This is a genomic window from Rhizobium sp. AN73 (assembly GCF_030757975.1).
Lineage (GTDB): Bacteria > Pseudomonadota > Alphaproteobacteria > Rhizobiales > Rhizobiaceae > Agrobacterium > Agrobacterium arsenijevicii.
The window spans coordinates 1,837,951-1,864,568 of the sequence record NZ_JARWME010000002.1; the positions used below are offsets into that span (position 1 = coordinate 1,837,951).

The 26,618-nt window shown below is 59.9% G+C and carries 28 protein-coding genes and 1 pseudogene; 19 read left to right on the forward strand and 10 right to left on the reverse strand.

Going from position 1 to position 26,618, the window contains the following annotated elements; genetic code table 11:
* Positions 1-197 precede the first annotated feature (197 nt).
* The 6 genes from RBH10_RS19035 to coxB form a co-directional block, all read right to left on the reverse strand.
* Positions 198-1,073, reverse strand: coding sequence for a cytochrome c oxidase subunit 3 (locus RBH10_RS19035; RefSeq protein ID WP_045018253.1), 876 nt, complete (start codon positions 1,071-1,073; stop codon positions 198-200).
* A gap of 62 nt (positions 1,074-1,135) precedes the next feature.
* Positions 1,136-1,753, reverse strand: a complete 618-nt coding sequence (locus RBH10_RS19040; RefSeq protein ID WP_281036130.1) for a cytochrome c oxidase assembly protein — start codon at positions 1,751-1,753, stop codon at positions 1,136-1,138.
* Positions 1,754-1,795: 42 nt separating this feature from the next.
* Positions 1,796-1,927, reverse strand: coding sequence for a hypothetical protein (locus tag RBH10_RS19045; RefSeq protein ID WP_003509137.1), 132 nt, complete (start codon positions 1,925-1,927; stop codon positions 1,796-1,798).
* Complete coding sequence (locus tag RBH10_RS19050) at positions 1,927-2,880, reverse strand: heme o synthase (protein ID WP_045018255.1); 954 nt, start codon at positions 2,878-2,880, stop codon at positions 1,927-1,929. Before RBH10_RS19050 ends, RBH10_RS19045 begins: the two co-directional genes overlap by 1 nt.
* Positions 2,881-3,265: 385 nt before the next feature.
* Positions 3,266-4,975 carry a cytochrome c oxidase subunit I gene (gene ctaD / locus RBH10_RS19055; protein WP_003511781.1) on the reverse strand — a complete coding sequence of 570 codons (1,710 nt, stop codon included), beginning with the start codon at positions 4,973-4,975 and terminating at the stop codon, positions 3,266-3,268.
* Positions 4,976-4,992: 17 nt separating this feature from the next.
* Positions 4,993-5,856, reverse strand: coding sequence for a cytochrome c oxidase subunit II (gene coxB, locus RBH10_RS19060; protein WP_045018256.1), 864 nt, complete (start codon positions 5,854-5,856; stop codon positions 4,993-4,995).
* 442 nt (positions 5,857-6,298) lie between these two features.
* Here coxB and RBH10_RS19065 point away from each other — a divergent pair, with 442 nt between their 5' ends.
* The 5 genes and pseudogenes from RBH10_RS19065 to RBH10_RS19085 all read left to right on the forward strand — a co-directional run bounded on the left by RBH10_RS19065 (position 6,299) and on the right by RBH10_RS19085 (position 10,273).
* Positions 6,299-6,823 (forward strand): invasion associated locus B family protein, encoded by a 525-nt coding sequence (locus RBH10_RS19065; protein ID WP_045018257.1) that lies wholly within the window; start codon positions 6,299-6,301, stop codon positions 6,821-6,823.
* An 80-nt stretch (positions 6,824-6,903) separates the two neighbouring features.
* Positions 6,904-8,320 (forward strand): annotated as a pseudogene (gene tldD / locus RBH10_RS19070) (metalloprotease TldD).
* Positions 8,321-8,667: 347 nt separating this feature from the next.
* Positions 8,668-9,105 (forward strand): VOC family protein, encoded by a 438-nt coding sequence (locus tag RBH10_RS19075; protein WP_281036128.1) that lies wholly within the window; start codon positions 8,668-8,670, stop codon positions 9,103-9,105.
* A gap of 6 nt (positions 9,106-9,111) precedes the next feature.
* Positions 9,112-9,786, forward strand: a complete 675-nt coding sequence (locus RBH10_RS19080) for an HAD family phosphatase (RefSeq protein ID WP_306180758.1) — start codon at positions 9,112-9,114, stop codon at positions 9,784-9,786.
* A gap of 109 nt (positions 9,787-9,895) precedes the next feature.
* Positions 9,896-10,273 carry a hypothetical protein gene (locus RBH10_RS19085; RefSeq protein WP_281036125.1) on the forward strand — a complete coding sequence of 126 codons (378 nt, stop codon included), beginning with the start codon at positions 9,896-9,898 and terminating at the stop codon, positions 10,271-10,273.
* A 54-nt stretch (positions 10,274-10,327) separates the two neighbouring features.
* On the opposite strand, the gene RBH10_RS19090 is transcribed toward RBH10_RS19085, so the two are convergent.
* Positions 10,328-10,633: a MazG nucleotide pyrophosphohydrolase domain-containing protein gene (locus RBH10_RS19090; RefSeq protein WP_281036124.1), complete on the reverse strand. Its 306-nt coding sequence runs from the start codon at positions 10,631-10,633 to the stop codon at positions 10,328-10,330.
* 154 nt (positions 10,634-10,787) lie between these two features.
* Here RBH10_RS19090 and RBH10_RS19095 point away from each other — a divergent pair, with 154 nt between their 5' ends.
* A complete protein-coding gene (locus RBH10_RS19095) occupies positions 10,788-11,567 on the forward strand; it encodes a sulfite exporter TauE/SafE family protein (RefSeq protein WP_045018269.1) in 780 nt (259 codons plus the stop codon).
* Positions 11,568-11,732: 165 nt separating this feature from the next.
* Here the strand turns inward: RBH10_RS19095 and pdxH are convergent, their stop codons facing one another.
* Positions 11,733-12,353, reverse strand: coding sequence for a pyridoxamine 5'-phosphate oxidase (gene pdxH / locus RBH10_RS19100; RefSeq protein WP_281036123.1), 621 nt, complete (start codon positions 12,351-12,353; stop codon positions 11,733-11,735).
* 56 nt (positions 12,354-12,409) lie between these two features.
* Here pdxH and RBH10_RS19105 point away from each other — a divergent pair, with 56 nt between their 5' ends.
* From RBH10_RS19105 to RBH10_RS19120, 4 genes are all read left to right on the forward strand, one after another.
* The gene (locus RBH10_RS19105; RefSeq protein WP_281036122.1) at positions 12,410-12,859 is read left to right on the forward strand and encodes an RT0821/Lpp0805 family surface protein; all 450 of its coding nucleotides are present in this window, start codon (positions 12,410-12,412) and stop codon (positions 12,857-12,859) included.
* Between the two features lie 211 nt (positions 12,860-13,070).
* Positions 13,071-14,186, forward strand: coding sequence for a DnaJ C-terminal domain-containing protein (locus RBH10_RS19110; RefSeq protein WP_281036121.1), 1,116 nt, complete (start codon positions 13,071-13,073; stop codon positions 14,184-14,186).
* 131 nt (positions 14,187-14,317) lie between these two features.
* Positions 14,318-15,136 (forward strand): enoyl-ACP reductase FabI, encoded by an 819-nt coding sequence (fabI, locus tag RBH10_RS19115; protein WP_045018275.1) that lies wholly within the window; start codon positions 14,318-14,320, stop codon positions 15,134-15,136.
* A gap of 32 nt (positions 15,137-15,168) precedes the next feature.
* Positions 15,169-15,762: a histidine phosphatase family protein gene (locus RBH10_RS19120; RefSeq protein WP_281036120.1), complete on the forward strand. Its 594-nt coding sequence runs from the start codon at positions 15,169-15,171 to the stop codon at positions 15,760-15,762.
* Between the two features lie 210 nt (positions 15,763-15,972).
* Here RBH10_RS19120 and RBH10_RS19125 read toward each other — a convergent pair whose 3' ends face one another.
* The gene (locus tag RBH10_RS19125) at positions 15,973-16,233 is read right to left on the reverse strand and encodes a DUF1344 domain-containing protein (protein ID WP_281036119.1); all 261 of its coding nucleotides are present in this window, start codon (positions 16,231-16,233) and stop codon (positions 15,973-15,975) included.
* 453 nt (positions 16,234-16,686) lie between these two features.
* On the opposite strand from RBH10_RS19125, the gene aroC reads away from it, so the two are divergent.
* Positions 16,687-17,784: a chorismate synthase gene (aroC, locus tag RBH10_RS19130; protein ID WP_281036118.1), complete on the forward strand. Its 1,098-nt coding sequence runs from the start codon at positions 16,687-16,689 to the stop codon at positions 17,782-17,784.
* Between the two features lie 12 nt (positions 17,785-17,796).
* A complete protein-coding gene (gene ribB / locus RBH10_RS19135; protein ID WP_281036117.1) occupies positions 17,797-18,897 on the forward strand; it encodes a 3,4-dihydroxy-2-butanone-4-phosphate synthase in 1,101 nt (366 codons plus the stop codon).
* Between the two features lie 243 nt (positions 18,898-19,140).
* On the opposite strand, the gene RBH10_RS19140 is transcribed toward ribB, so the two are convergent.
* Complete coding sequence (locus RBH10_RS19140; protein WP_281036116.1) at positions 19,141-20,337, reverse strand: winged helix-turn-helix domain-containing protein; 1,197 nt, start codon at positions 20,335-20,337, stop codon at positions 19,141-19,143.
* A 114-nt stretch (positions 20,338-20,451) separates the two neighbouring features.
* Between RBH10_RS19140 and RBH10_RS19145 the strand changes: the two genes are divergently transcribed.
* The 7 genes from RBH10_RS19145 to dxs all read left to right on the forward strand — a co-directional run bounded on the left by RBH10_RS19145 (position 20,452) and on the right by dxs (position 26,590).
* Positions 20,452-21,132 (forward strand): energy-coupling factor ABC transporter ATP-binding protein, encoded by a 681-nt coding sequence (locus RBH10_RS19145; protein WP_281036115.1) that lies wholly within the window; start codon positions 20,452-20,454, stop codon positions 21,130-21,132.
* Positions 21,129-21,734, forward strand: a complete 606-nt coding sequence (locus tag RBH10_RS19150) for an energy-coupling factor transporter transmembrane protein EcfT (RefSeq protein WP_281036114.1) — start codon at positions 21,129-21,131, stop codon at positions 21,732-21,734. Before RBH10_RS19145 ends, RBH10_RS19150 begins: the two co-directional genes overlap by 4 nt.
* Before the next feature lie 31 nt (positions 21,735-21,765).
* On the forward strand, positions 21,766-22,329 hold the full coding sequence (locus RBH10_RS19155; protein WP_281036113.1) for a biotin transporter BioY: 564 nt from the start codon (positions 21,766-21,768) through the stop codon (positions 22,327-22,329).
* A gap of 25 nt (positions 22,330-22,354) precedes the next feature.
* Positions 22,355-23,290, forward strand: a complete 936-nt coding sequence (locus tag RBH10_RS19160; RefSeq protein ID WP_281036112.1) for a histone deacetylase family protein — start codon at positions 22,355-22,357, stop codon at positions 23,288-23,290.
* 2 nt (positions 23,291-23,292) lie between these two features.
* Positions 23,293-23,547 carry an exodeoxyribonuclease VII small subunit gene (locus RBH10_RS19165; protein ID WP_003503059.1) on the forward strand — a complete coding sequence of 85 codons (255 nt, stop codon included), beginning with the start codon at positions 23,293-23,295 and terminating at the stop codon, positions 23,545-23,547.
* A 101-nt stretch (positions 23,548-23,648) separates the two neighbouring features.
* On the forward strand, positions 23,649-24,572 hold the full coding sequence (locus tag RBH10_RS19170) for a pirin family protein (RefSeq protein ID WP_281036111.1): 924 nt from the start codon (positions 23,649-23,651) through the stop codon (positions 24,570-24,572).
* 98 nt (positions 24,573-24,670) lie between these two features.
* Positions 24,671-26,590 carry a 1-deoxy-D-xylulose-5-phosphate synthase gene (gene dxs / locus RBH10_RS19175; RefSeq protein WP_281036110.1) on the forward strand — a complete coding sequence of 640 codons (1,920 nt, stop codon included), beginning with the start codon at positions 24,671-24,673 and terminating at the stop codon, positions 26,588-26,590.
* The last annotated feature ends 28 nt before the right edge of the window (positions 26,591-26,618 follow it).

The following is a 26,618-nucleotide window of genomic DNA, read 5'->3' on the forward strand; positions in this document are numbered from 1 at the left end:
AGCATAAGGGCGGCAATCGCCGCCCGTGGCGTCGTGACGAAGGTACTCCCCCTCCTCCGTCATCCCCCCGGGCTTGCCCCGAGGATACACGACGCCGCTGGTTTATACCCTTGGGCCCAAGCCCAAGGATGACGCCGAGCGTGCGGGAAGCTCGCTCTGGACCAAGGGCGGCAAGCCGCCGCCCCTCCGCGATGCGATTAACCGTGAACCGGTGCGCCCCAGCCACCCCAGATATAGATGGCGAAGAACAGGAACAGCCAGACGACGTCAACGAAGTGCCAGTACCAGGCCGCCGCTTCGAAACCGAAATGCTGCTTGGGCGTGAAACCGCCGGCAATGGCCCGGAACAGGCAGACCAGCAGGAAAACCGTGCCGACGAAAACGTGGAAACCGTGGAAACCGGTCGCCATGAAGAAGGTCGCGCCGTAGATCGAATTCTTGAAGTCGAACGGGGCGTGCATGTATTCGTAGACCTGCACGGTCGAGAACAGGATGCCGAGCGCAACCGTGAGCACGAGACCGGTGATCAGGCCCTTGCGGTCATTGTGCAGCAGGGCATGGTGCGCCCAGGTGACGCAGGTGCCCGACAAAAGCAGGATGACGGTGTTGTAGAGCGGCAGGTGCCAGGGATCGATGACCTCGATGCCCTTTGGCGGCCATTGCCCGCCGGTATATTCGAGGCGCGACGCCTGAATGGCCTCGTGCGGAAACAGGCTGGCATCGAAATAGGCCCAGAACCACGCGACGAAGAACATTACTTCGGAGGCGATGAACATGATCATGCCGTAACGCAGGTGAAGCGAGACGACACGGGTGTGGCTACCCTCGTTGGCTTCCTTGATCGTGTCTGCCCACCATGCGTACATGGTGTAAAGCACGATGACGAGACCGATGTAAAACAGCCAGGGATTGGCCAGTTCCATACCGAACAGCTTGAAGGAGCCGGCCGACAGGTAACGCATGTAACAGACGCCGCCGAAGGTCAGAATGAAGGCGCCGATCGAGGCCAGAAGCGGCCAGGGGCTTGGATCTATGATGTGGTAATCGTGGTTCTTCTGATGCGTATCTGCCATGTGCGACAATCCCCTGGTATCTCTTCCCTGATCCGGCCTTCCTGAAAAGGCCCGATCTCCTCTCACAATTTGCTTTCGCCAGATTCAGTTTTTACCGGCAAGGACGCAACCGGTTTTTCGGTTTTGGCCGGATAAAACGTATAGGACAGCGTCAACGTATGAATGTTCTTCGTTTCGCGTGCCGTGGCGATATCCGGATCGATGAAAAACACCACCGGCATTTCGAGCGTTTCGCCCGGCTGAAGCGTCGTTTCGGTGAAGCAGAAACACTCCACCTTGTTGAAATAGGCGCCCGCTTCCATGGGCGTGACGTTGAAGACCGCAGTGCCCGTGGTTGCCACCGGCGAGCGGTTCGTCGCCTTGAAGTTGATCTGCACCGTTTCGCCGATTTTCGGCGTGACCAGCTTGTCGACCGGGCGGAAATCCCAGTTGAGGCCGTTCGACGTATTGGCGTCGAAGGTGACGTTGATGGTCTTGTCGAGAATGACGTCGGAATATTGCTCGACGCGCTGGGTCGTGCCGTTATAGCCGGTGACGCGGCAGAACAGGCTGTAGAGCGGAACGGCGGCATAGGCCATGCCGATCATAGCGCAGAAAAACACGAGACAGAGCACGAGGATCGAGCGATTGCTCACCCGCTGCGTGCCGGAACTTCCCGTATCTGCTCCCAAATTTGCCATGTCCCCCTCCTCTCCTCCGATCATGCTCTCGCTGTCAGGCCGTCAATGCGAGCCGATCTTGATGATGGTGATGACGTAAAACAGCACCACCAGACCGGCGAGCAGGACACCGAGCGCGATGTTGCGCCCGCGCCTCGATTTTTTCTGCGCCGCGCTCAGTTCCACCGTTTCCATCAAAAAACTCCCGAAATCACGGCCTTCAGGGCCGGAGCGAAATGATCGGCCAAGAGGCCGGAGAAGATGGCGAAGAGGTAAAGCACCGAATAGGCGAACATCTTCTTGGCGGGCAGCATTTTTTCGTCACCCTCCGGCATACGCCGGACATCGAACGAACAGTACACAAAGATCGCGCTCAGCACGGCGGCAAAAATACCGTAACCGAAGCTCGCCAGACCCGTGAAATACGGGGCGACGGCGGCAGCGGCGGTCAGGACGGCGTAAACGATCATCTGGTTCTTGGTGGAGCGCTCACCCGCCACGTTTGGCATCATCGGAATGCCGACGGCGCCGTAATCACGCATCTTGAACAGTGCCAGCGCCCAGAAATGCGCTGGTGTCCACAGGAAGATGATGAGGAACAGGATAACGCTGTCGAGCGAAACGCCGCCGGTAACGCAGGCCCAGCCGAGCATGGGCGGGAAAGCGCCGGCAGCACCACCGATAACGATGTTCTGCGGCGTCGAGCGTTTCAGCCACATCGTATAAACGACGGCGTAGAAGAAAATGGTGAAGGCGAGCAGACCGGCGGAGAACCAGTTGACCGCAAGCCCGAGGATAACAACCGAAAAGGCCGAAAGCGTCAGCCCGAAGGCCAGCGCCTCGCCGGGTGCCACGCGGCCCGACGGGATCGGCCGCTTGGCGGTGCGGCTCATCACGGCGTCGATATCGGCATCGTACCACATGTTAAGCGCGCCGGATGCGCCGGCACCGACGGCGATACAGAGAATGGCGATGACGCCGAGAACCGGGTTGATGTGACCCGGCGCCAGCACGAGGCCCGCAAACGCCGTGAAGACGACGAGCGACATGACGCGCGGTTTCAGCAATTCGAAATAATCGCGCGCGCCGGCTTCCGAAGGTTCGGAGCTTTCTACGGCAAGCATTTCGCGATTGTCGATGACGGTCATTTCTTGTCCTGTTTTTCTTGTAGACGCCGCTTGTCGCGGCATCCCTTGCACCGGTCCTTAAACCGGATGTCGTTTTCGGCGGCAATTCACTGGACGGAACGTTCCGGCAGGATCAGTTCCGGGGGATAAGACCCGATGTCATACGCCCGGCATAATACCATGCCCCGTTCCATCATCCTGCTGCCTCCGCTTAATTATAGCGGCAGCACTTGGCATTTATCATGTCCATTATCATGTCACGCGAAAAGCTTCGCTTGGACAAAATGCCTCATACCGCAGCAGATGCCGTCCATCTGGGAAAAACGGTGCGGGCAGGCCCGCACCATCCCCTTTTTCTTCAGCTGCCGGAAATCGCGAGCCCCGCCCGCGCTTCCCGGTCCGGCATTCAGCGAATGCGCGGAAGCTGTTCCCACTGGTGGTAAGGCGGCGGCGAGGACAGCTGCCATTCGAGCGTCGTCGCACCCTCACCCCAGGGATTGTTGCCAGCGATCCGCTTCTTGGCGAAGGCTTCCCAAACGCCGAACAGGAAGATCAACACGGCAACGGCCGAGATATAGGAACCGTAGGAAGACACCAGGTTCCAGCCGGCATAGGCATCGGGATAATCGATGTAACGACGCGGCATGCCGGCAAGACCGAGGAAGTGCTGCGGGAAGAAGATCAGGTTAACGCCGACGAACATCACCCAGAAGTGCAGCTTGCCGATGAACTCGTTGTACATGTAGCCGGTGATCTTCGGGAACCAGTAATACCAGCCGGCGAAGATCGCGAAGACGGCGCCGAGCGACAGCACGTAATGGAAGTGCGCCACCACGTAATAGGTGTCGTGCAGCGAACGGTCGAGACCGGCATTGGCGAGCTGGACGCCGGTAACACCGCCGACCGTGAACAGGAAGATGAAGCCGATCGCCCAGACCATCGGGGTCGAGAAGGTCAGCGAACCGCCCCACATCGTCGCAATCCACGAGAAAATCTTGATCCCCGTCGGCACCGCGATGACCATGGTTGCGAAAACGAAGTAACGCTGCGCTTCAAGCGAGAGGCCAACCGTGTACATGTGGTGCGCCCACACGATGAAGCCGACCGCGCCGATGGCGACCATGGCATAGGCCATGCCGAGATAACCGAAGACCGGCTTCTTGGAGAAGGTGGACACGATGTGGCTGATGATGCCGAAGCCGGGCAGGATCAGGATGTACACTTCCGGGTGGCCGAAGAACCAGAACAGGTGCTGGTAGAGGATCGGATCACCGCCGCCTTCCGGCGAGAAGAATGCCGTGCCGAAGTTACGGTCGGTCAGAAGCATGGTGATGCCACCAGCCAGAACCGGCAGCGAAAGCAGCAGCAGGAATGCGGTAACCAGAACCGACCAGGCGAAAAGCGGCATCTTGTGCAGCGTCATGCCCGGTGCGCGCATGTTCAGGATGGTGGTGATGAAGTTAATGGCGCCAAGGATCGAGGACGCGCCGGCGACGTGCAGCGAGAAGATCGCAAGATCCACCGCCGGTCCCGGCATGCCGTTGGTCGAAAGCGGCGGATACATCGTCCAACCGCCACCCACGCCGTAACCGCCCGCCGGACCTTCAACGAAGAGCGACAGGAGCAGCAGGATGAAGGCCGGAACGATCAGCCAGAAGGAAATATTGTTGAGGCGCGGGAAAGCCATATCCGGAGCACCGATCATGATCGGGATCATCCAGTTGGCAAAACCGCCGATCATCGCCGGCATGACCATGAAGAAGATCATGATGAGCGCGTGCGCTGTCGTGAACACGTTGAACATGTGCTTGCCGCCGTCGATGGCAGCGTCGCCCTCGAAGCCGTAGACCATGGAAGCCAGACCGTGGAAGATCTGGATGCCCGGTTCCTGCAGCTCCATGCGCATGACAACCGAAAGGCCGCCGCCGATGATCCCCGCCATGATGGCGAAGATCAGATAGAGCGTGCCGATGTCCTTGTGGTTGGTCGACAGGAACCAGCGGGCGAAAAAGCCCGGCTTATGGGAATGATCATGCGAATGATCGTCATGAGCATGCCCATCGTGAGCGGATTGACCATGCGAGTGATGATCGTCGTGTGCGGAAGGTCCAGCCATTGTCGTCACTCCAGGTCTCAGTTGGTTTCGTTGGCGGCAACGTCGACCGTGCGCGGAGCGCCATCGACGGAGGCCATCAGTGCCCGGTTCGCGCCGTTCAGATCAGAAGCGGCGGCGGCGTGCCAGGCGTTGTACTGCTGTTCGGAAACCACCCGAATGGCGATCGGCATGAAGGCGTGGTCCTTGCCGCAAAGCTCGGAACATTGGCCGTAATAAAGGCCTTCCTTCTCCGGCTTGAACCATGTTTCGTTGAGACGACCCGGAACGGCATCGATCTTGACGCCGAAAGCGGGCATGGCGAAGGCGTGGATGACATCCGTCGGCGCCGCCGTCACCAGAAGGCGAACGGTCTTGCCGACCGGAACCACCATTTCATTGTCTACCGCAAGAAGACGCGGATAGCGGGCCTTGTCCTCCTTGCCCGCAGCCGCACGATCCTGCTCTTTCAGCAGGTAGCTGTCGAAGGAGAGCGGCTCGGCGCCCTCAGCAGCCTTGTATTCGTAGCTCCAGAGCCACTGCGTCGCAGTCGCCTTCAGCGTCAGGTCCGGGTTTTCCGGCTGGGTCAGCTGCGCGTTCAGAAGATTGAACGACGGGAAAGCGAGGAACAGGAGAATGAGAACCGGCGCGAGCGTCCACACCACCTCGATCGTCGTATTGTGGCTGGTCTTGGAAGGCACCGGATTTTTCGCGGCGCGGAATTTCAAGGCGACGATAATGAGCAGCGCAAGAACGAAAAGCGTAACCGGAACAATGAACCACAGTGTATATTGTTCAAACCAGCGTATTTCGTGCATGATCGGCGTGGCGGCCTCCTGCATGCCCATTTGCCAATGCACCGGCTGATCGGCGTGGGCGCCGACAGCCGTGAGCAGACAGGTCATCCCCGCCAGTGCTGCGTAAATCCTATTCGTCACGGTACCCTCTCCCTCACGCGTCTGATCTTGATCAATAACAGACGCAGAATCCATGCTAATGGTACTAATCTTCAAACCACAGTTTGTCCTCTGCCGCAATATGCGTAAGGACACGGATGTCTGGCAATTTCGCCATTTTTCATCGTGGCCGAGTTTCCCACGTGCCGCATCCTGCCAGATATTTCGGACGCGCTTTGCAATGGTCAAAATCCGGCACAGCCCCTGCTGCCAGCCGCTTTTATGGCCGACTTAAGCCGCCGGACACCGACTGATCGACGGTCAAATCAGGTGCCGGCATCAGCGGACAGGTCCTATTTCCGCCCAACTCGGCTGGAATTGAGATACCAAGGCTTTTTTTCCGGATTATGGCGTCAAAATAGCCGCACTGATCTGAATCCCAGAGGTATCCATGCGTCTTTCCCCGCTCGCGCGCACTTTTCTTGCCGCCGCCGGTCTTGCCATCATCGCTCCAGCCGCATCGGCGCTGGCGCAACAGCAGCCGCCCGGAACGCCGAAGTCGACGCATGGAGCATGGTCGGTGATCTGCGACAAGCCGGCTGGCGCGTCCGAAGATCAATGCGCCCTGATGCAGAACGTGATCGCCGACGACCGCCCGGAAGTCGGGCTTTCGGTGGTGGTGCTGAAGACCGCCGACCGCAAGTCGCGCATCCTGCGCATTCTGGCGCCGCTCGGCGTGCTGCTCAAGGACGGCATGGAGCTTTATATCGACAACAACAATATCGGCCGCGCCTATTTCACCCGCTGCTTCTCCGAAGGCTGCTATGTCGAGGTCGATATCGACGACGAACTGCTGAAGGTTCTGCGCGCCGGCAAGAACGCGGTTTTCGCGCTGCGTGAATCCGTCGATCAGGATCGTGTCGGCATTCCGATCGAGCTGACCGGCTTTGCCGAAGGCTACGACGCGCTTCCCTGAGGCTTGTCATAAAGAGACAGCCTTGCGTCTGACGGCTCCAGTGCCTAAATCGGTCATAACGATAAAGACTGGAGCCTTCGATGACCAACGACCTTGTAAATCTCTTCGATTGCGACGAGACGCAGTTGCGCAAGCTGGTCGCAGAAGCGCTCACCGGTGCTGACGATGGCGAGCTGTTCATCGAGCATGCCCAGGCCGAATCGCTGACCTTCGACAATGGCCGCCTGAAGGGCGGTTCCTTCAACACCGACCAGGGTTTTGGCCTGCGCGCCGTCGCCGGCGAGACGGTTGGATATGCCCATGCGGGCGAGCTTTCGCAGGCCGCGCTGAAACGTGCGTCCGACGCCGTCGGTGCCGTGACCAGAGGATATTCCGGCTCCTATGCCGCAGCGCCGCAGCGCACCAACAAGAAGCTTTATGGCGACGAAAACCCCATCGGCAGCCCCAGCTTCGAGGAGAAGGTAAAGCTTCTCACTGATATCGACGCCTATCTGCGCGACAAGGACCCGAATGTCCGGCAGGTGACGGCAACGATTTCCGCAAGCTGGCAGATGGTGGACATTCTGCGTGCCGACGGTCATCGCGTCAGCGATATCAGACCCATGACCCGCATCAACATTTCCGTGGTGGCGGGTGAAGGCGACCGACAGGAGAGCGGCTCCTACGGTATTGGCGGCCGTGTCGGTTTCGGTGATTTCATCACGACGGAAAGCTGGCAGCACGGCGCCGACGAGGCGCTGCGTCAGGCGCTGGTCAACCTCACCGCCATCGATGCGCCGGCCGGCACCATGGATGTGGTGCTCGGCTCCGGCTGGCCCGGCGTCATGCTGCACGAGGCTGTAGGCCATGGTCTCGAAGGCGATTTCAACCGCAAGAAGACCTCGGCCTTCGCCGGCCTGATGGGCGAAATGGTCGCTGCCCCCGGCGTGACAGTTGTGGATGACGGCACAATCGACAATCGCCGCGGCTCGCTGACCATTGATGACGAGGGCACGCCGTCGGCCTATAATGTGCTGATCGAGAACGGCAGGCTGGTGGGTTACATGCAGGACCGCCAGAACGCCCGGCTGATGGGCGCGAAAGCCACCGGCAACGGCCGCCGTCAGGGTTATGCCTATGTGCCGATGCCGCGCATGACCAACACCTACATGCTATCCGGCGACAAGACGCCCGAGGAAATCATCGCCTCCGTCAAAAAGGGTATCTATGCCGTGTCCTTCGGCGGCGGACAGGTGGATATCACGTCAGGCAAATTCGTGTTCGGCTGCACCGAGGCCTATCTGATCGAGAACGGCAAGATCGGTGCGCCGGTCAAGGGCGCGATGCTGATCGGCAACGGCCCGGATGCGATGAAGCGCGTCTCGATGATCGGCAACGATCTCGAAACTGGACACCGGTATCGGCAACTGCGGCAAGGCCGGACAATGGGTGCCGGTCGGCGTCGGCCAGCCGCATCTGCGCATGGATCAGATCACCGTCGGTGGCACGAAGGCGTAAATCTGCCGACCTGCTGGTAATTACTGTCAGTAGTCCTTGGCGGCATATCCCCACATCCGTCATTCCGGCTTGAGCTGGAATCCACCCGATACGCGTCGGCGCGGCGTGAATACCCCCTTTCAGCCCAAGGACTTGGGCTGGCTGGATGCCGGATCAGGTCCGGCATGACGGGAAGGAGAGTTGCGGCCAGTCGAAAAGCTGAACTTGCCGCAATAATCTCAGCCCACAGTATCGCACATGGCTGCCATGATGAGGATTCCTCTGGCACGCCGCCGAGAAGACGCTAAGATCGCACCATCACGGCAGGCCCCTCCTCCCATTGCCGGGCCTGCGCGGCAAAGGAGACCATGACCATCATACGAAATGCCCTCGTCCCGGAACTTGCCGTCAGCGACTGGCAGAGAAGCCGCGCTTTTTATTGCGACCTGATCGGTTTTCATGTGGTCTACGAGCGCGCCGAAGAGGGCTTTGCCTATCTGGCGCTGGGTGACGCGCAGCTGATGATTGACCAGATCGGTGCGACCCGGACTTTCGTGGCGGAAAATGCAGCACTTGAGTTTCCGCTGGGTCGCGGCATGAACCTGCAACTTGCCGTTCCTTCGCTGCTGCCCATTCTCGCGCGGCTGGAGCGATCCTCGGTCGATCTTGTCCTTTCGCCGGAGGAAAAGTGGTACAGGCGCGGCACCGTCGAAGTCGGCAACCGGCAATTCATTGTGGCCGATCCGGACGGTTACCTGATCCGGCCCTTCGAGAGCCTCGGCGAACGCTCCTTCCGGTTCGGTTAAGCCACCATGCTGCCTTTTCTCCCGCATGCTGTCGTTTTCGACATGGACGGATTGCTGATCGAAAGCGAGGCGCTTTATCGCGATTCCTTTCTGGCCGCGTCAGATGAGGGCGGCCACGGAATGCGGGTCGAGACCTATCAGAAGGTCTGCGGCAGCCCGTGGGATGTCATCACAGGAACCATCTTTGCCGATTATGGCGCAGATTTTCCGATCGATGCCTTCCGCGATGCGTGGCTCAGGCATCTTGCCGTGATGATGGCGGAAGGTGTGGCGCTGAAACCCGGTGTCGTCGAAATTCTCGATCTTCTCGACAGGCTCGACATCCGCCGCGCCATCGCCACCTCCTCGCGGCACGATCTGGTTACGCGCCATCTCGGTCCTTATGACCTGCTCAAACGTTTCGACACCATCGTCGCCCGCGGTGATTATGCGGAGCCGAAGCCCTCGCCCATGCCCTATCTGACCGCCGCAAAACGTCTCGGCATCGATCCGGGCCGTTGCCTCGCGCTCGAAGATTCCTGGCACGGCGTCCGCTCCGCCTCTTCGGCGGGCATGATGACGATCATGGTGCCTGACGTCGCACCGCCGACCGAGGAAATGCGGGAAAAATGCATCGCTGTTTCAAGCGACCTTCATGTGGTTGCAGGCCTTCTGCAAAAGGCGCCGTCATCAGAGGTATGAAAGTGCGTCACATGCCTTTAGCCATTGGTCCTTATGGTGACGAGCATATCGGCTGACAGGCCGATCCTGTTCGAATTCATTTGTCGGCGCATCCATAAACGGAGTGGTCATGTTGCTTGTCGCCGTGTCGCTCACGACGCTTATACTGCTCGCTCTTTGCGCATTTCAGATTGCCCTTGCGGCGGGTGCGCCCCTCGGTCGCTTCGCCTGGGGCGGCGAGCAAAGGGTTCTTCCCGCCACGCAACGCATTGCCAGCCTGGCATCTGTCGCGATCTACGCCCTTGCGGCATCATTTCCGTTGCAAAAGGCAGGCTTCATTACTCTGTGGCCGGCAGGTTGGATCGAAGCCGGCATCTGGATCATCGCCTGCACTCTTGCGGTGAGCATCGGATTGAACGCAATGTCGCGAAGCCGTGCGGAGCGGCGGGTCATGACGCCCGTAGCCACCATTCTCGCTATTCTGTTCTTTATCGTCTCGCTCTCATAATCACAGCGGTGACAGAACCGGTAGCGCAAAGGTTGGATGCCTCGCCGCAAACTTTCATACCGGTGGCGTAAAACGCCACTTGCGCTCTATCGAAGCTTTGATGTCGAGACCGTTATAATGGGCCAGCAACAGCACGTGGCCGAGGAGATCGGCGGTTTCATCGGTCAGATCCCGCTTCATCTCCTCTTTGCTCCTGCCCTTTATGCGTCCCCGCCCCGTCAGTCGGTTCCAGGCCTGCGTGACCTCGCCAACCTCTTCCTGAAGCTTCAGCATGTACCAGTCCGGGTCGCGGAATATTCCGTTTTCAGCGGCATATTTTTGCGAGGCCTCTTCAAACCGACGCATCATGTCAGCAAGCATTTGTTCATCCTTTGTTCCTGCGCTACAACTCTAATCATGATTCTTCAACGGCGTCGACCCTTAAGGGCGTCGTGCAACCATGAACGGAAATTTCCGCGACATGCGCCTGCAAGCGGGATAGAGAAAAGGTATTCGAACAACCGTGCCATCGCCCATGTCTCACCTCGATTTTTTCTCTGCTCTCATCACCGCGCATAGCCCGTCGCTGCTTGCGATGTTTGCGGGCGCTGCCTTTCTCGCCGGCCTTGCCCGCGGTTTTTCGGGTTTCGGTGCTGCCCTCATCTTCATTCCGCTGGCGAGCGCCATCGTCGGGCCACGCATCGCCTCGGCGGTTCTGCTGGTGGTGGACGGTGTCCTGACACTCGGCATGATACCACCTGCCTGGCGCATGGCGGACAGGCGCGAAGTCTTCACCATGGCGGCCGGAGCGCTTGTCGGCGTGCCGCTCGGCACACTCCTGCTTTCCAACGGAGATCCCCTGACCCTGCGCTGGATCATTTCCGTCGTGGTCGTCGTGTTGCTGCTGTTTCTGGTGTCCGGCTGGCGTTACAGCGGCCGGCCGAAAACGCCGCTGACCCTGTTCACCGGGCTTGTTGCCGGGCTGTTTTCCGGCGCGGCACAATTGGGTGGTCCACCCATCGTCGCCTATTGGCTTGGTGGCGCCCTCAAAGGCGCTTTCGTGCGCGCCAATGTCATTCTCTATTTCGCGATTTCGACGGTGATTTCCACCGCCAGCTATTTTTTCGGTGGTCTGTTCACCGCCGATGTCTTCGTTTTTTTCCTGCTGGCCCTGCCGTTTTACGGAGCGGGTCTTTATGCCGGGGCGCGCCTGCACGGGCTTGCCGACGAGGCGGCATTCAGGCGCATCTGCTACGGCCTGATCGCCATTTCCGCCGTCATCGGGCTGCCATTGTTTGATTCGCTGCTGAAATAGACGGAGAAAAGGGAGCGCCTGCAGCGGCAGTGCGCTTCCCTCTCCGTCATCCTCGCCCTTGAGGCGAGGATCCACAATCAGCGGCGACCATGGATCCTCGGGTCAAGCCCGAGAATGACGTCGAGTTTGGCGAGATATCTCACCAACAGCCCGCCTTCGCTGCCCTTAAGGATACATGCGAACCTTCGACCACGGCGCGTCCGGCGTCTCGCGACGGAATTCGACGCGGTCGTGCAGGCGGAACTTGCGGTCGTGCCAGAACTCAATGCTGACGGGGCGAATGCGGAAACCGGACCAGTAGGACGGGCGCGGAATATCGCCTATCGCATATCTGGCGGTATATTCGGCAACGGCCTTTTCCAGCGCAAAACGGCCTTCGAGCGGCCGCGACTGCTTTGATGCCCAGGCGCCGATGCGGCTTCCGCGCGGACGCGAAGCGTAATAGGCGTCCGCTTCCGCGTCGGTGACAATTTCCACCTCGCCACGCAGGCGCACCTGCCGGCGCAGGCTTTTCCAGTGGAAACACATGGCCGCCTTTTTCTGCCCCAGAATTTCCCTGCCCTTCTGGCTTTCGAAATTCGTGTAGAAAACGAAGCCGCGATCGTCGACGTCTTTCAACAGCACCATGCGTACATTCGGCAGGCCGTTTTCATCGACGGTTGCAAGCGCAACAGCGTTCGGATCGTTGATTTCGGAAGCCGCCGCGTCCTTCAGCCACTCGGCAAAAAGCGTGAACGGTTCATTTTCTTCAGTGAAGTCACTGGATGTTAACCCCGTTTCCGACATATTGACTAAAATGCTCCCGAGCTGATTTGGACCCCAGAGATGATCTCTGGTGAAAGATGGTGACCGTCATAGCAAAGTCGAACAGTCGAACAAAGGGCCTCCTTTCGTCGATAGCGGAAGTTTCCGCCATCGTGTCAATGCTCGTGGTGCTGAGCGGATGCGTCAGCCTCGATTTGTTCGGCGGCGACAAGATCGACCGTTCACTTTCCACCGCTTCGGTCCCCAATCAATCGAGCAACGGCCCGCAAACTGACGACGCGACCATCCGCAACGCCGTGACATCGGCGGATCTCACCAAACTCGCAGAGCAGCCGCTGCCATGGGCCAATGCCGCAACCGGCAGCGCCGGCGTCGTCACCACCATCCGCGAAGACAAGTCCAGCGGTTTCGTCTGCCGCGATTTCAAGACGACACGCCATTCCTTCGAAGGTGTTGCAAGCTACACCGGACAGGCCTGCATGTCGGAAACCGGCGAATGGTTACTCACCCGCTTCGAGCAGAAATAAACTGTTTACCCTGGTGCGTGGAATAAGGCTGGCCGCACGGCAGCACGCATTCCCCGTAAAGAACTGATTAGCAACTTATTGCAACAGTCGACGTTGAGTAAACCGAGGGCGTGCTTGCGAATGATCGCGGCATCCCTTTTCGGAGGGGTTTGTTTCAGGATTGCGCCATGAGCGGCGGCACGCGCCTGAGCCAACGTAACTGGTGTTTCGCATGCGCGATCCGTATTCCATCCTCGGCGTGAAACGTGACGCCCGCCACGAGGACATCAAGGCCGCCTGGCGCACGAAGGCGAAAACCGTCCATCCGGACGCCAATCGCGACGACCCCGACGCCTCAGCGCGATTCGCCGAGGTGGGGCAGGCTTATGATCTTCTGAAAGACCCCAAAAAGCGCGATCTTTACGATCAGGCCCGCAAGGCAGCCGAAAAGAAGCAGCGTGGCGAAACCATCATGCAGCAGCGGGAGGCGGCACGCGAGGCCGCCGAGCGCGCCAGGGCAGCTGAAAAACTGATGGAAGAACTTGCCCGTGCGGATGCCCGTAACAGGGCGCAGACCGGCCAGAAAGCCGATGCCAAGCCGGAAACGGCCGAGGATATCGTCGAGCGGATTTTTGGCGCCGAGGCCCAGAACGACCCCAAGGTGCAGCAGGCAGCGGAAGCGGCGAAAGCTGCAGCCAGCAGCGTCAGAGGTGATATGCCGAGCGCCGGTGAACCCGGGCAGCCGGGCGCTGCCGACGACAAATCCGCCCCCGTCTCGCTTGCCGTCAATCTCTTCAGCGCGCTCGTGCGCCGCTTCCGCCCCGCCCAGCCGGCAGCAGAAAAGGCACCCGATATCACGGCGGAAGCCACTGTCACGGTTGCCGACCTTCTGGAGCGCAAATGGATAACCGTTGCGCTTGCCGAGGACCGCGAATCCCGTTTCCAGCTTGAACCCGGAATGACCGACGGCCATGTGGTGCGGCTGAAGGGACAGGGACTGAAACTTCCCGGCATGGCGCGTGGCGATCTCTCCGTAACGTTGCTCGCGGCACGCGACGACGCCTTTTCCCTGCGCGGCTTCGATATTCATACGACGCTGCCGATCTCGCTCGGTGACGCGGTTCTGGGTTGCGAAACCAAGATCCGCACACCGCTTGGCGAGGAAACCGTCACCATTCCGGCCTGGTCCGGCTCCGATCGCGTGCTCCGGCTTGCCGGCAAGGGCCTTGCCGATGGCAAGGGTGAATACGGCGATCTCGTCATCGAATTGCGCATCATCCTGCTCGAAAAGCCTGATGAGAAGGTGACCGATCTCATGCGGCACATGCGCGAAGGCCTCTATTTGTGAAAGTTTTGCGAATAGGCGGGACAACGCACCCTTTGTTACGCTCCCTAACAGTAGATGATCCCCGGCAATCTTGAACAGGATTGCAGCCTATGCCATAGGCAGGATCAATCGAAAGTATCAGGGAGCATACAATGGCTCAGGCATCCGGCCTTATGGCTGGCAAACGCGGCATCATCTTGGGTGTCGCAAATAATCGTTCAATCGCTTGGGGCATTGCCAAGGCTTGCGCGGACGCGGGCGCGGAAATCGCGCTCACCTGGCAGGGCGACGCGCTGAAGAAGCGTGTTGAACCGCTGGCGCAGGAACTGGGCGCCTTCATGGCCGGCCACTGTGACGTGACCGATCTCGAGACGATCGATGCGGTGTTTGCCGGGCTGGAAAAGCACTGGGGCAAGATCGATTTCGTCGTGCACGCCATCGCCTTTTCCGACAAGGACGAGCTGACCGGCCGCTATCTCGACACCAGCCGTGACAACTTCAACCGCACCATGGACATTTCCGTCTTCTCGCTGGCCGCCGTTGCCAAGCGGGCAGAGCCGATCATGAACGATGGTGGCTCGATCATCACGCTCACCTATTACGGCGCCGAAAAGGTCATGCCGAACTACAACGTCATGGGCGTGGCCAAGGCGGCTCTTGAGGCCAGCGTGCGTTATCTCGCCGTCGACCTCGGCAATCGCGGCATCCGCGTCAACGCCGTTTCCGCCGGCCCGATCAAGACGCTTGCCGCCTCCGGCATCGGCGACTTCCGTTACATTCTGAAATGGAACGAATATAATGCGCCGCTGAAGCGCACCGTTTCCATCGAGGAAGTCGGCAAGTCGGCGCTTTACCTGCTGTCCGACCTTTCGACGGCTGTGACCGGCGAAATCCACCATGTCGATTCAGGTTATCACACCATCGGCATGAAGGCAGTGGACGCGCCGGATATTTCGGTGGTCAAGGACTGACCAGCGCGGAAGCTTGAAACAGGGGTATCGCCTTGCTCGTCTATGTGATCCGGCACGGACAAACGGACTGGAATGCGATACGCCGGCTTCAGGGCCAGAAAGACATTCCGCTCAATGATTTCGGCCGCGAACAGGCGGTCGGTAACGGCAAGGTTCTCGCGCAAATTCTAGGCGCTTCCGCCGAAGAATTCGATTACGTGGCAAGCCCGCTCGGGCGCACACGCGAGACCATGGAACTGATGCGCGGGGCGATGGGGCTCGATCCCCTCGCCTACCGCACCGATGACCGCCTCGTCGAAGTCTCCTTCGGCGACTGGGAAGGTCAGACGCTTCCGGAACTGAAAAAAGAATTTCCCGACCGGGTAAGGGCTCGCAAGGCCAACAAGTGGGATTTCATTCCCCCCGGACAGGACGCCGAAAGCTACGAAATCCTGTCCTGGCGCATCGGCGCATGGCTCTCCTCCGTCGAGGTACCGACGGTATGCGTCTGCCACGGCGGCGTCATCCGCTCGATCTTCCGGCTGGTTTCCGGCATGGACAAGGACGAGGCTTCCACGACGCAAATCCCGCAGGACCGGATTTTGAAAGTCGAGATCGACAGGAACATTGCAGACTGGATTTCTTGAGGGAAGCGCTGGAACCCCTCGCCTCGTCATTCCGGCCTTGAGCCGGAATCTAGCCAGCCCAAGTCCTTGGGCTGAAAAAGCTCATCCCGCCCCGCGAGAGCCGCAACGGCTGGATGCCGGATCAAGTCCGGCATGACGGAAATGTTCGTGCTTCCTGAACAAGATTAGAGAGGTTCGCACCGTCAAGAGGCAGAGCCGCAACCGCAGCCCTTACTGCACGACCTCGAGATCGTCGACCACGCGTTTCCCGTCCACTTCGGTATAGAAAACAACGACCTTCACGCCCGCCTTCAGGCCTTCGAAGTTGAACTCCTCCGGCACGCGATAGTTCTTTCCGTCGTTCAGCGTAATGGTCAGCGCATTCACGTCGATCTTGCTGATCATTCCCTCGACATCGACGCTCTGGGCGTAGCTGTTGATGGGCATAAGCAAGTTGGCGGTGGCCAGAAGGGCGGCAATCATCATACGCATCGATCTAGCTTTCGTGGATTTGCGTGAAAACCTTACATGCATGAAGAATTGCCTTTCGAATGTGGCGGAAATTGCCCGCAACCATGACATTTTCGGCCCAATTGATGAACGGATTTGGGATCGTGTTCAAGTCGTTAGTGATTTTTACACCGCATTTCACAGCAATATTGGAAAACTGCGGAATAGCGTGGAAAACGCCGGCGTTTTTACACTTCTGTCATCTGGAAAAACCTGGCCATTGCCGCCGAATCATTTCCCCCGCCCGGGTCGGTTCCCAAGGCGAAGCCTGTCGTTTTCCGGTGTGCTCCGCGTCGTGAACGGTGCGTCACCTTCTTATCGGACTTGCGATGAAAGAAAGGCTTTTGCCTTGGTCCGATTTTCTACTATGACAAGTCCGCTTGTTTTAAACGGCCCCTGTCCGCAGGCGTGCCCTGTTTTCCGGTCTAGAGAAATATGTCGCATAACAGCTTCGGTCATCTTTTTCGCGTTACCACCTGGGGAGAAAGCCATGGGCCCGCTTTGGGCTGCGTGGTGGACGGTTGCCCGCCCGGCATTCGCTTCACGCTGGCCGAGGTGCAGCACTGGATGGACAAGCGCAAGCCCGGCCAGAGCCGCTTCGTCACCCAGCGCCGTGAAGATGACATCGTAAAAGTTCTCTCCGGCGTGATGCTGGATGAGGACGGCGAGACGATGATAACCACCGGCACGCCGATCTCCATGCTGATCGAGAATACCGACCAGCGCTCCAAGGATTACGGCGAGATCGCCAAACGTTTCCGCCCCGGCCATGCCGATTTCACCTATGACCTGAAATACGGCATTCGCGATTATCGCGGCGGTGGGCGCTCCTCCGCCCGCGAGACGGCGGCGCGTGTCGCCGCAGGCGCAATCGCCCGCAAGGTGGTGCCAAGCCTCAATGTGCGCGGTGCGCTGGTGCAGATCGGCAAACACAAGATCAACCGTGACAATTGGGACTGGGATCAGGTCGACCAGAACCCGTTCTTCTGCCCGGATCCGGCCATGGTGCCCGTGTGGGAAGAATATCTTGACGGCATCCGCAAGGCGGGATCGTCGATCGGCGCCGTCATCGAAGTCGTGGCGGAAGGGGTTCCGGCCGGCATCGGCGCGCCGATCTACGCCAAGCTCGATCAGGATATCGCTTCCAGCCTGATGTCGATCAATGCCGTCAAGGGTGTGGAAATTGGAGAGGGATTTGCCTCCGCCGAGCTTTCCGGCGAAGAAAATGCCGACGAGATGCGCATGGGCAATGACGGCAAGCCGATTTTCCTGTCCAACCACGCGGGCGGCATTCTGGGTGGTATCGCCACCGGCGAGCCCGTCGTCGCCCGCTTCGCCATCAAGCCGACCTCCTCCATTCTGACGGAGCGCCTGTCCATCGATACCGACGGCAACAATGTCGATGTGCGCACCAAGGGTCGCCACGACCCCTGCGTCGGCATCCGCGCCGTGCCGATCGGCGAGGCAATGATCGCCTGCACCGTTGCCGACCACTATCTGAGAGACCGCGGCCAGACCGGCCGGCTAAAGTGAGGTAGACTAGAAATGGCATATGATCAGAAACGTGTCGTCGACGCCATCCGCGCTTTCGAAGCCGGTGAAATCGTTGTCGTGACCGATGACGACGACCGCGAGAACGAAGGCGATCTGATTATTTCCGCGGTGCATTGCACGGCGGAAAACATGGCCTTCATCGTGCGCCACACCTCCGGCATCGTCTGTGCGCCCATGCCACGCGAAGAAGCCAAGCGGCTGAACCTCAACGCCATGGTGGCGGAAAACGACAGTGCCCATACGACGGCCTTTACCGTCAGCGTCGATTTCAAGCACGGCACCACGACCGGCATTTCCGCCGACGACCGCACACTGACGGTGCGCAATCTCGCCAACCCCAATGCCGGCGCCGCCGATTTCACCCGGCCGGGCCACATCTTTCCGCTGATTGCCCGCGAAGGCGGTGTGTTGATGCGCTCCGGCCATACCGAAGCGGCTGTCGATCTCTGCAAGCTGGCGGGCCTGCCGCCCATCGGCGTCATCTGCGAACTCGTCAATGATGACGGCACTGTCACGCGCGGGCCGCAGGTCACCGCTTTTGCGGAAAAACACAAGCTTAAGCAGGTTTCCGTCGCCGACCTCATCGCCTATCGCCAGCGCAAGGAAACGCTGGTGGAGATGGAATCCTCCTTCACCATCGAAACGCCGTTCGGGCCTGCCAAGGCGCAGACCTATTCCCTGCCCTGGGACCGGATGCAGCATATGGCGGTGATTTTCGGCGATATCCGCGACGGCGTCGATATTCCCGTTCGCCTGCACCCGGAAAACGTCGCCGACGACGTGTTCGGCGACCGCCAGCCGGTGCAGCACTATATGCAGAAGATCGCCGAGGAAGGCCGCGGCGTCATCGTCTACCTGCGCGAAGGTTCCGTCGGCGTCGGCCAGGTGGTTGGACGGCGCAAGGCGCGTGATCCCGACGAGGCGCATGCACAGGCCCGCTCGCGCGAAAACGAATGGCTGGAAATCGGTCTCGGCGCGCAGATCCTCAAAGACCTCGGCATCAGCTCGATCAAGCTGATGACGACGCGCGAGCGTCATTATGTTGGTCTCGAAGGTTTCGGCATCAAGATTTCGGCTACGGATATCGGGTGATTTAGGGGCTTCGCGAGAGCGCTTCGGTTGGCGCGCTCTCCCCCCGCTCGGCGTCATCCTCGGCCTTGTGCCGAGGATCCATCCCACAGTTCCCGACGTGACATGCTTGAGATGTTCCGGACACATGAAGTCACGACCCCGGAAGCCATTGTTTCCGCGGCTTGTGGATCCTCGCCTCAAGGGCGAGGATGACGCCGGGTGGCATCGCTCGCCACTACATTCCGGCACCGCGAAAAGACACCTTCATTTGTCCTCCCGCCAGCCCTCCAGATAATTCACGCTCTCAACCCCGGTAAACTTCGCAAGCCGCGATAGTTCCGCGTCGAGCTTTTCAAGCCGTCCTGCTGAGGCGCGCACGCCCGGTTCCAGCCACAGGCGGCGTACATCCAGCGTGCTGCGCTTGCGGTCCGCTTTCATGTCGATGCGGCCGATCAGCCGGTCGCCCTCCAGCAGCGGGAAGACATAATAGCCATATTGCCGTTTCGGCTCAGGCACGAAGACCTCGATGCGGTAATAAAAGCCGAACAGCCTTTCCGTGCGGTTGCGGTCGCGCAAAAGCGGGTCGAAGGGGCTGAGGACACGGACGCGGGACGACGGTTCCGGCAGGTTGGAGACATCGGCGCTGAAATCCGCAAAGGCGTAGGACGGGCGGGCAGCGCCGCCATCGCTTGCGAGAAGCGAGACCTCGCACAGCTCGTCACGATGGCTCTTGACCCAGTCCCTCGCCTCCTGCGGGGTGACGAGATCGAAAAAGGCGGCGATTTCGCCATGGGTGGCGAAACCCAATCGGCTGAGCGCCTGCCGGCAGGCCCAGTCGACAAATTCCGTATGCTCCACTTCGCTTTCGTGGTGCTCGCCGGGAATGACCCGTTCCGCCAGGTCATAGACCTTCTGGAAATTCACGCGGCCGGAGATTGCGAGCTTGCCGGTGTGCCACAGATATTCGAGTGCTGTCTTGGAGGGATGCCAGTTCCACCAGCCGCCGGACTGATGCCCCTCCTCCTTCAACTCCCGAGCCAGAACTGGACCGGTGGCGGAAATGCGTTCCAGCGTTTCAGCAAAAGCCGCATCGAAACCCTCGCCATGCCATTTGCGCCAGCGTTCCTGAATGATCGGCTCGCGGCGGCGGAAGCGGTGTTTCCAATAGGGGTAAAATTCCGTCGGTACGATGGAGGCGTCATGTGTCCAGTGCTCGAAGAGCGCGCGGTCCTTTTCCAGCAGCGTGGTCAGATGTTCACGCCTGTAGGTCTGGTTGCGGGAAAAAAGGATCTGGTGATGGGCGCGTTCCACCGTGCCGATACTGTCCACCTGCACAAAACCGATATCGGTAATGAGCTGCAACAGGCCATCCTTGGAAAGCGCCTTGCCGGGCGGGGAGGAAAGCCCCTGCCGCGCCAGAAAAATCCGCCTTGCCGCTTCGTTCGAAACCTTGATCGTCATGGCGCTGAAGGTATGACGGCTTTTTCAGGATTGCAATGTTCTTTTTTGTTCTTTGTTTCACTTCTGTTGATGACACGATATAGAACCGGAAAGCGACAGAGGGATGCATCAATCTTGGAAATCCGTTTCGACACCGCCGGTGTGACCTTCGAGGGCAGGCAGGCGTTACAGCCGCTATCCCTGACATTGACGCAACGGCGTATCGGCGTGATCGGCCTCAACGGCTCGGGCAAGACGACCTTCGCGCGGCTGATCAACGGATTGACCAAGCCGACCGGGGGAAAGGTTTCGGTGAATGGTCTGGACACCGTGAAAGACACGAAAGCGGTGTTGCAAACGGTTGGCTTCATCTTCCAGAATCCGCAGAACCAGATCATCCTGCCGATCGTGCGTGACGATATAGCCTTCGGCCTCAAACGGCTCGGCCTCGGCAGGGCGGAGACAGACACCAGGGTCAAAGCGGTTCTTGCCCGGCTTGGCATTGCCCATCTGGAGGAGCGGCGCGCGCATGAGCTTTCCGGCGGGGAATTGCAGCTGGCGGCGCTGGCGGCGCTTCTGGTCACCGAACCGCAAATCCTCATTCTCGACGAACCGACCAACCAGCTCGATCTGAAAAACCGCGCTATCGTTGAAAAAACGATGGCGGGGCTGTCGCAGGCGTTGATCGTCATCACCCATGATCTGCCGCTGGTTGCCGGCTTCGACCGGGTGCTGGTTTTTCACGAGGGTGCGCTGGTTGCCGATGCCGCGCCCGAAGAAGCGGTGGCGCGCTATCTGGAGGTGGCATCGCGATGAAATCCCTGCATGTCGAAGGCACCGGCTGGCTTTATCGCGTCTCGCCGCGCCTCAAGCTGTTGACACTGATGGGCTTCAGCATTGCGTTGTTTCTCACCCGCGATCTGCTGTTGCTGGGATGCGCCGTAATCTTGGCCGCCGTCATTCTGCGCGAGACGCGGTTGCCCTTTCGCGAGATCGGTCTGCGGCTGCGCCCGGCGATGCTGACCATTCTTCTCGTCGCCGCCTTCAGCTATCTGCTGCTTCCGGCCCATGATGCGAGTGTCAATCTTTTGCGGCTGACGGCGCTGGCGCTTCTCGCCACCGCCGTTACCATCACCGTCAGCATTTCGCAGTTCATGGACGAAATCGCGCTTGCCGCCGCTCCGCTGGAAAGGCTGGGGCTCGTGAAGGCTGCCGATATCGGGCTGGCGGTTGGGCTTGTGGTGCGGTTCGTGCCTGAGATCGTCAACCGTTACCATGCCGTGCGCGATGCGCACCGGGCGCGCGGCCTTCCCGTTCGGTTTGCGACGATCATCGTGCCGCTGGTGATTATGACGTTGAAGGATGCCGATGCCATTGCCGACGCCATTGACGCGCGCGGTTTCAGAGGCCAAAGCTGACGGCAAAACAACCATCCGGAGTTTCCGAGCCATGACGACCCGCGACCTTGTGCTGATCTCGCTGTTTTCCGCCATCATCATTGCGCTCGGTCTTCTGCCGCCGATTACCCTTGGTTTCATCCCGGTGCCGATCACCGCGCAGTCGCTTGGCGTCATGCTGGCCGGTGTGGTGCTGGGTGCAAAACGCGGCACACTCGCGGTTCTCCTGACGATCCTCATCGCCGCCATCGGCCTGCCGGTGCTTTCGGGCGGACGCGGCGGTCTTTCCATCTTCACCACGCCGACCACGGGCTTCCTGATCGGCTGGATCGCAGCCGTTTTCGTCACCGGCACTCTCTCGGAAAAATTCGTCAATCGCGGCCAGTCCGCACTGACACAGGGTATCGGTTTCTTTATCGCCAGCCTCGCCGGCGGGGTGGTCGTGCTTTACGCTTTCGGCATCACCTATCTCGCGCTCGTCGTCGGGCTCGGCTTCGAAAAGGCCTTCATGGGTTCGCTCCTCTTCATTCCGGGCGATGCGCTGAAGGCCGTGCTTGCCGCTCTTGCCGGCCGCGCCGTGATGGCTGGTTATCCGCTTCTGCCGCAGCGCGCCTGAACAATCCGCTTCCCGGAGGAAAAGAATGGCGACCCGTCTTTACGAACATCCGATCTTCCTCGAACACATCACGCCCGAAGGCCACCCCGAGCGGCCGGATCGTCTGCGATCGCTGAACATCGCGCTCGAACATCCGAATTTCGAGCGGCTGGTCCGGAAAGAAGCGCCGCAGGCCAATGAGGACGCCGTGCTTCTGGCGCATCCGGAGGAGCATCTGCTTGCCGTCATGCGGCAGATCCCCGAAGAGGATGGCGAAATCAATCGCATCGAGGCCGACACCTATGTCTCGCCGAAAAGCCTGCAGGCGGCGCTGACCGGCATAGGTGCTGCGATGGCGGCGGTGGATGACGTGTTCACGGGTGCTGCCGACAACGTCTTCGTTGCGGCCCGCCCGCCCGGCCACCATGCGGAAACCGCAAAGGCCATGGGCTTCTGTCTCTTCAACAATGCCGCGATCGCCGCCCGCCACGCGCAGAAGGCGCATGGGGCGGAGCGCGTCGCCATCATCGACTGGGATGTGCATCACGGCAACGGCACGCAGGATATCTTCTGGAACGACACGTCAGTGCTGTTCTGTTCCACCCATCAGATGCCGCTTTACCCGTGGAGCGGCGAAAAGAACGAAACCGGCGTGAAGAACAATGTGGTCAACGCGCCGCTTTCGCCCAATACTGGCAGCGACCATTTCCGCGAGGCGTTCAAATCCCGCGTCCTGCCGGCGATTGCCGATTTTTCGCCTGATCTCATCATCATCTCCGCCGGTTTCGATGCGCATCACCGCGATCCGCTGGCGCAGATCAATCTGGTCGGCGAGGATTTCGACTGGGCGACGGGGCGGCTTCTGGAAATGGCTGACAAATACGCCTCGAACCGGGTCGTCAGCCTGCTTGAAGGCGGTTATGATCTGGAAGGGCTGGCGGAATCGGCAGCCATGCATATTTTGAGAATGATGAAGGGTTAAAAATGACGGAAAATGCCAACACAGCCGATGTCAGCGGTTATTCCTTCGAAAAGGCCGTCGCCGAGCTGGAAAGCATTGTCGCACGCCTGGAACGCGGAGATGTAGCTCTCGACGAATCAATCGCCATCTACGAGCGCGGCGAAGCCCTGAAAAAACATTGCGAGACGCTTCTGAATGCCGCTGAAAAGCGCATCGAGAAAATCCGTCTCGACCGCGCCGGAAAACCGCAGGGCGTGGAGCCGCTGGACGGCGAATAAACACGTCCTGTTGAACGGAGCGACACAGCGTTCAACATCTCGGCGCTGCCATATTGCGCCGGTCGTGATAGGCTTCCGGGTAACGATACGAGGAGCTTCCGATGTCCTTCTTTCCCGGCAACGATCCTGTCGCGGGTGATGCTTTCGCCTGCGACGCCATCGAAAACCTCATCATTCCGCGCACCAGCGATATTGGCGGCTTTGCGGTGCGGCGCGCGCTGCCGACGCGGCAACGGCGTCTCGTCGGCCCCTTCATCTTTTTCGACCGTATGGGGCCGGCTATTCTGAAGGCGGGCGAAGCGCTCGACGTCAAGCCGCATCCGCATATCGGGCTTTCCACCGTCACCTATCTGTTCGACGGCGAGATCAAACATCGCGACAGTCTCGGCACCGAGCTCGTGATTCGCCCCGGCGATATCAACATGATGACGGCCGGGCGCGGCATCGTGCATTCGGAACGCACGCCGGAAAACCTGCGCGGCCATCCGCTTTCCATGTCCGGCCTGCAGACCTGGCTTGCCCTTCCCGATCATATGGAAGAAATCGCCCCGGCCTTTTCCCACACGGCACGGGAAGACATGCCGCTGATCGACCTCAAGGGCGCGTCCGGTCGGGTCGTGGTCGGCGAGTTCGAAGGCCTCACCTCTCCCGTTTCGGCCTTCACCGATACGCTTTATGTCGACCTGACGCTGGAACCGGGTGTGAAATTCCCATTCTCCGCCGACCATGAGGAACGGGCGATCTACATTCTTTCCGGCTCTCTGGATGTCGCGGGCGACGTTTTTGCTGCCGACCAGTTGCTCGTTTTCCGACCCGGCGACGATATCACGCTTCAGGGCGGCAGCGGCGGCTGTCACATCATGATCTTCGGCGGCGCGGCGCTCAACTCGCGCCGTTACATCTGGTGGAACTTCGTTTCGTCATCAAAAGAACGCATAGAGCAGGCCAAACAGGAGTGGAGAACCGGACGCTTCGATATCGTTCCCGGCGACGAAGAAGAGTTTGTCCCTTTGCCGGAGGGTTGAAATTCTATAGAAGTGAACGACATGCAGGACTGGACCGTCGGCTTTCCATATGAAAGACGCTCTGGCGCCGCCGCTGACCACGAGAAAAGGCCGAACGATTGACCGGAATGCCACAGACCCCATTGCTTGACCGGGTGAATTTTCCATCCGATCTCAAGGAGATCGACGATCGCGACCTGCCGGAACTGGCAAGGGAACTACGCGACGAGATGATCGACGCGGTGTCGAAAACCGGCGGGCATCTGGGTGCGGGCCTTGGCGTGGTGGAATTGACGATTGCCATCCACAAGGTGTTCAACACGCCGGAAGACCGGCTGATCTTCGATGTCGGCCACCAATGTTACCCGCACAAAATCCTGACCGGCCGTCGCGAGCGCATCCGCACGCTGCGTCAGGAAGGCGGTCTTTCCGGTTTCACACGGCGGGCCGAAAGCGAATATGACGATTTCGGCGCCGGTCATTCCTCCACCTCCATTTCCGCCGGTCTCGGCATGGCGGTGGCGGCGGGGCTGGATGAGAGCGACCGCAAGGTCATCGCCGTCATAGGCGACGGCTCCATGTCGGCTGGCATGGCGTTTGAGGCGCTCAACAATGCCGGTGCGCTCGACGCGCGGCTGATCGTCATTCTCAACGACAACGACATGTCGATTGCGCCGCCGACGGGCGCGATGAGCGCGTATCTCGCGCGGCTGGCATCCGGCCGCACCTATATGGGCTTCCGCGATTTCGGCAAGAAACTCACCGCCTATCTCGGCAAGACCATCGACCGTGCCATTACCCGCGCCGTGACCCATGCGCGCGGTTACGTGACCGGCGGCACGCTGTTCGAGGAGCTTGGCTTTTATCACATCGGCCCGATCGACGGTCATTCCTTCGATCACCTGCTGCCTGTGCTGCGCAATGTGCGCGACAACCAGAAAGGCCCTGTTCTCATCCATGTGGTGACGCAGAAGGGCAAGGGTTATGCGCCGGCGGAAGCCGCTGCCGACAAATATCACGGCGTCAACAAGTTCGACGTCATCACCGGCGCGCAGGCGAAAGCCAAGCCGAATGCGCCGAGCTATACCAGCGTCTTTGCCGAAGCGCTGATCCAGGAAGCGACCCTCGACGACAAGATCATCGGCGTCACCGCCGCCATGCCTAATGGTACCGGTCTCGACAAGATGGCCGAGCTTTTCCCGGCCCGCACCTTCGATGTCGGCATTGCCGAACAGCATGCCGTCACCTTCGCCGCAGGGCTTGCGGCCGATGGTTACAAGCCGTTCTGCGCGCTTTACTCCACCTTCCTGCAACGCGGTTACGACCAGCTGGTGCATGATGTGGCCATCCAGAGCCTGCCCGTGCGCTTTCCGATCGACCGCGCCGGTTTCGTCGGTGCGGATGGGCCGACCCATGCCGGTTCCTTCGATACCACCTTCCTTGCCACCCTGCCCGGTATGGTGGTGATGGCGGCGGCAGACGAGGCCGAGCTGAAACATATGGTCCGCACAGCGGCAAGCTATGACGAAGGCCCGATTTCCTTCCGTTATCCGCGCGGTGAAGGCGTGGGCGTCGAGATGCCGGTGCGCGGCGAAATCCTGCAGATCGGCAAGGGCCGCATCATCAAGGAAGGCACCAAGGTCGCGCTCCTCTCCTTCGGCACGCGCCTTGCCGAATGCCTTGCCGCGGCAGAAGACCTCGATGCCGCAGGACTTTCAACCACGGTTGCCGATGCGCGCTTCGCCAAGCCGCTCGATCTCGACCTCATTCGCCAGCTTGCCGCACATCACGAAATTCTGGTGACGATCGAGGAAGGCTCCGTCGGCGGCTTCGGTGCGCATGTGCTGCATTTCATGGCAAGTGCCGGATTGCTCGATCATGGCCCGAAGGTTCGGACGCTCACTTTGCCTGACCAATGGGTCGAGCAAGCCAAGCCCGAGACCATGTATGCCAATGCCGGCCTCGACCGTGCCGGCATCGTTTCCACGGTGTTTGATGCCCTCGGCCAGCGCCGGGTGGATATGGGTTTCGCTGGCTGAGAGCACATTTCTTACGATGAGGCGGCGC

What these genes read in the sequence shown, in the direction of transcription:
- ribB (WP_281036117.1), top strand. Translation starts at nt 17,797, where the DNA reads ATGGCATATGATCAGAAACGTGTCGTCGACGCCATCCGCGCTTTCGAA.
- RBH10_RS19045 (WP_003509137.1), bottom strand. Translation starts at nt 1,927, where the DNA reads ATGGAAACGGTGGAACTGAGCGCGGCGCAGAAAAAATCGAGGCGCGGG.
- RBH10_RS19095 (WP_045018269.1), top strand. Translation starts at nt 10,788, where the DNA reads ATGTCTCACCTCGATTTTTTCTCTGCTCTCATCACCGCGCATAGCCCG.
- ctaD (WP_003511781.1), bottom strand. Translation starts at nt 4,975, where the DNA reads ATGGCTGGACCTTCCGCACACGACGATCATCACTCGCATGGTCAATCC.
- RBH10_RS19165 (WP_003503059.1), top strand. Translation starts at nt 23,293, where the DNA reads ATGACGGAAAATGCCAACACAGCCGATGTCAGCGGTTATTCCTTCGAA.
- RBH10_RS19150 (WP_281036114.1), top strand. Translation starts at nt 21,129, where the DNA reads ATGAAATCCCTGCATGTCGAAGGCACCGGCTGGCTTTATCGCGTCTCG.
- RBH10_RS19155 (WP_281036113.1), top strand. Translation starts at nt 21,766, where the DNA reads ATGACGACCCGCGACCTTGTGCTGATCTCGCTGTTTTCCGCCATCATC.
- RBH10_RS19085 (WP_281036125.1), top strand. Translation starts at nt 9,896, where the DNA reads ATGTTGCTTGTCGCCGTGTCGCTCACGACGCTTATACTGCTCGCTCTT.
- aroC (WP_281036118.1), top strand. Translation starts at nt 16,687, where the DNA reads ATGTCGCATAACAGCTTCGGTCATCTTTTTCGCGTTACCACCTGGGGA.
- pdxH (WP_281036123.1), bottom strand. Translation starts at nt 12,353, where the DNA reads ATGTCGGAAACGGGGTTAACATCCAGTGACTTCACTGAAGAAAATGAA.
- RBH10_RS19050 (WP_045018255.1), bottom strand. Translation starts at nt 2,880, where the DNA reads ATGACCGTCATCGACAATCGCGAAATGCTTGCCGTAGAAAGCTCCGAA.
- RBH10_RS19105 (WP_281036122.1), top strand. Translation starts at nt 12,410, where the DNA reads ATGGTGACCGTCATAGCAAAGTCGAACAGTCGAACAAAGGGCCTCCTT.
- RBH10_RS19040 (WP_281036130.1), bottom strand. Translation starts at nt 1,753, where the DNA reads ATGGCAAATTTGGGAGCAGATACGGGAAGTTCCGGCACGCAGCGGGTG.
- RBH10_RS19035 (WP_045018253.1), bottom strand. Translation starts at nt 1,073, where the DNA reads ATGGCAGATACGCATCAGAAGAACCACGATTACCACATCATAGATCCA.
- RBH10_RS19075 (WP_281036128.1), top strand. Translation starts at nt 8,668, where the DNA reads ATGACCATCATACGAAATGCCCTCGTCCCGGAACTTGCCGTCAGCGAC.
- coxB (WP_045018256.1), bottom strand. Translation starts at nt 5,856, where the DNA reads ATGACCTGTCTGCTCACGGCTGTCGGCGCCCACGCCGATCAGCCGGTG.
- RBH10_RS19080 (WP_306180758.1), top strand. Translation starts at nt 9,112, where the DNA reads ATGCTGCCTTTTCTCCCGCATGCTGTCGTTTTCGACATGGACGGATTG.
- fabI (WP_045018275.1), top strand. Translation starts at nt 14,318, where the DNA reads ATGGCTCAGGCATCCGGCCTTATGGCTGGCAAACGCGGCATCATCTTG.
- RBH10_RS19125 (WP_281036119.1), bottom strand. Translation starts at nt 16,233, where the DNA reads ATGCGTATGATGATTGCCGCCCTTCTGGCCACCGCCAACTTGCTTATG.
- RBH10_RS19160 (WP_281036112.1), top strand. Translation starts at nt 22,355, where the DNA reads ATGGCGACCCGTCTTTACGAACATCCGATCTTCCTCGAACACATCACG.
- RBH10_RS19110 (WP_281036121.1), top strand. Translation starts at nt 13,071, where the DNA reads ATGCGCGATCCGTATTCCATCCTCGGCGTGAAACGTGACGCCCGCCAC.
- RBH10_RS19170 (WP_281036111.1), top strand. Translation starts at nt 23,649, where the DNA reads ATGTCCTTCTTTCCCGGCAACGATCCTGTCGCGGGTGATGCTTTCGCC.
- RBH10_RS19065 (WP_045018257.1), top strand. Translation starts at nt 6,299, where the DNA reads ATGCGTCTTTCCCCGCTCGCGCGCACTTTTCTTGCCGCCGCCGGTCTT.
- RBH10_RS19090 (WP_281036124.1), bottom strand. Translation starts at nt 10,633, where the DNA reads ATGCTTGCTGACATGATGCGTCGGTTTGAAGAGGCCTCGCAAAAATAT.
- RBH10_RS19140 (WP_281036116.1), bottom strand. Translation starts at nt 20,337, where the DNA reads ATGACGATCAAGGTTTCGAACGAAGCGGCAAGGCGGATTTTTCTGGCG.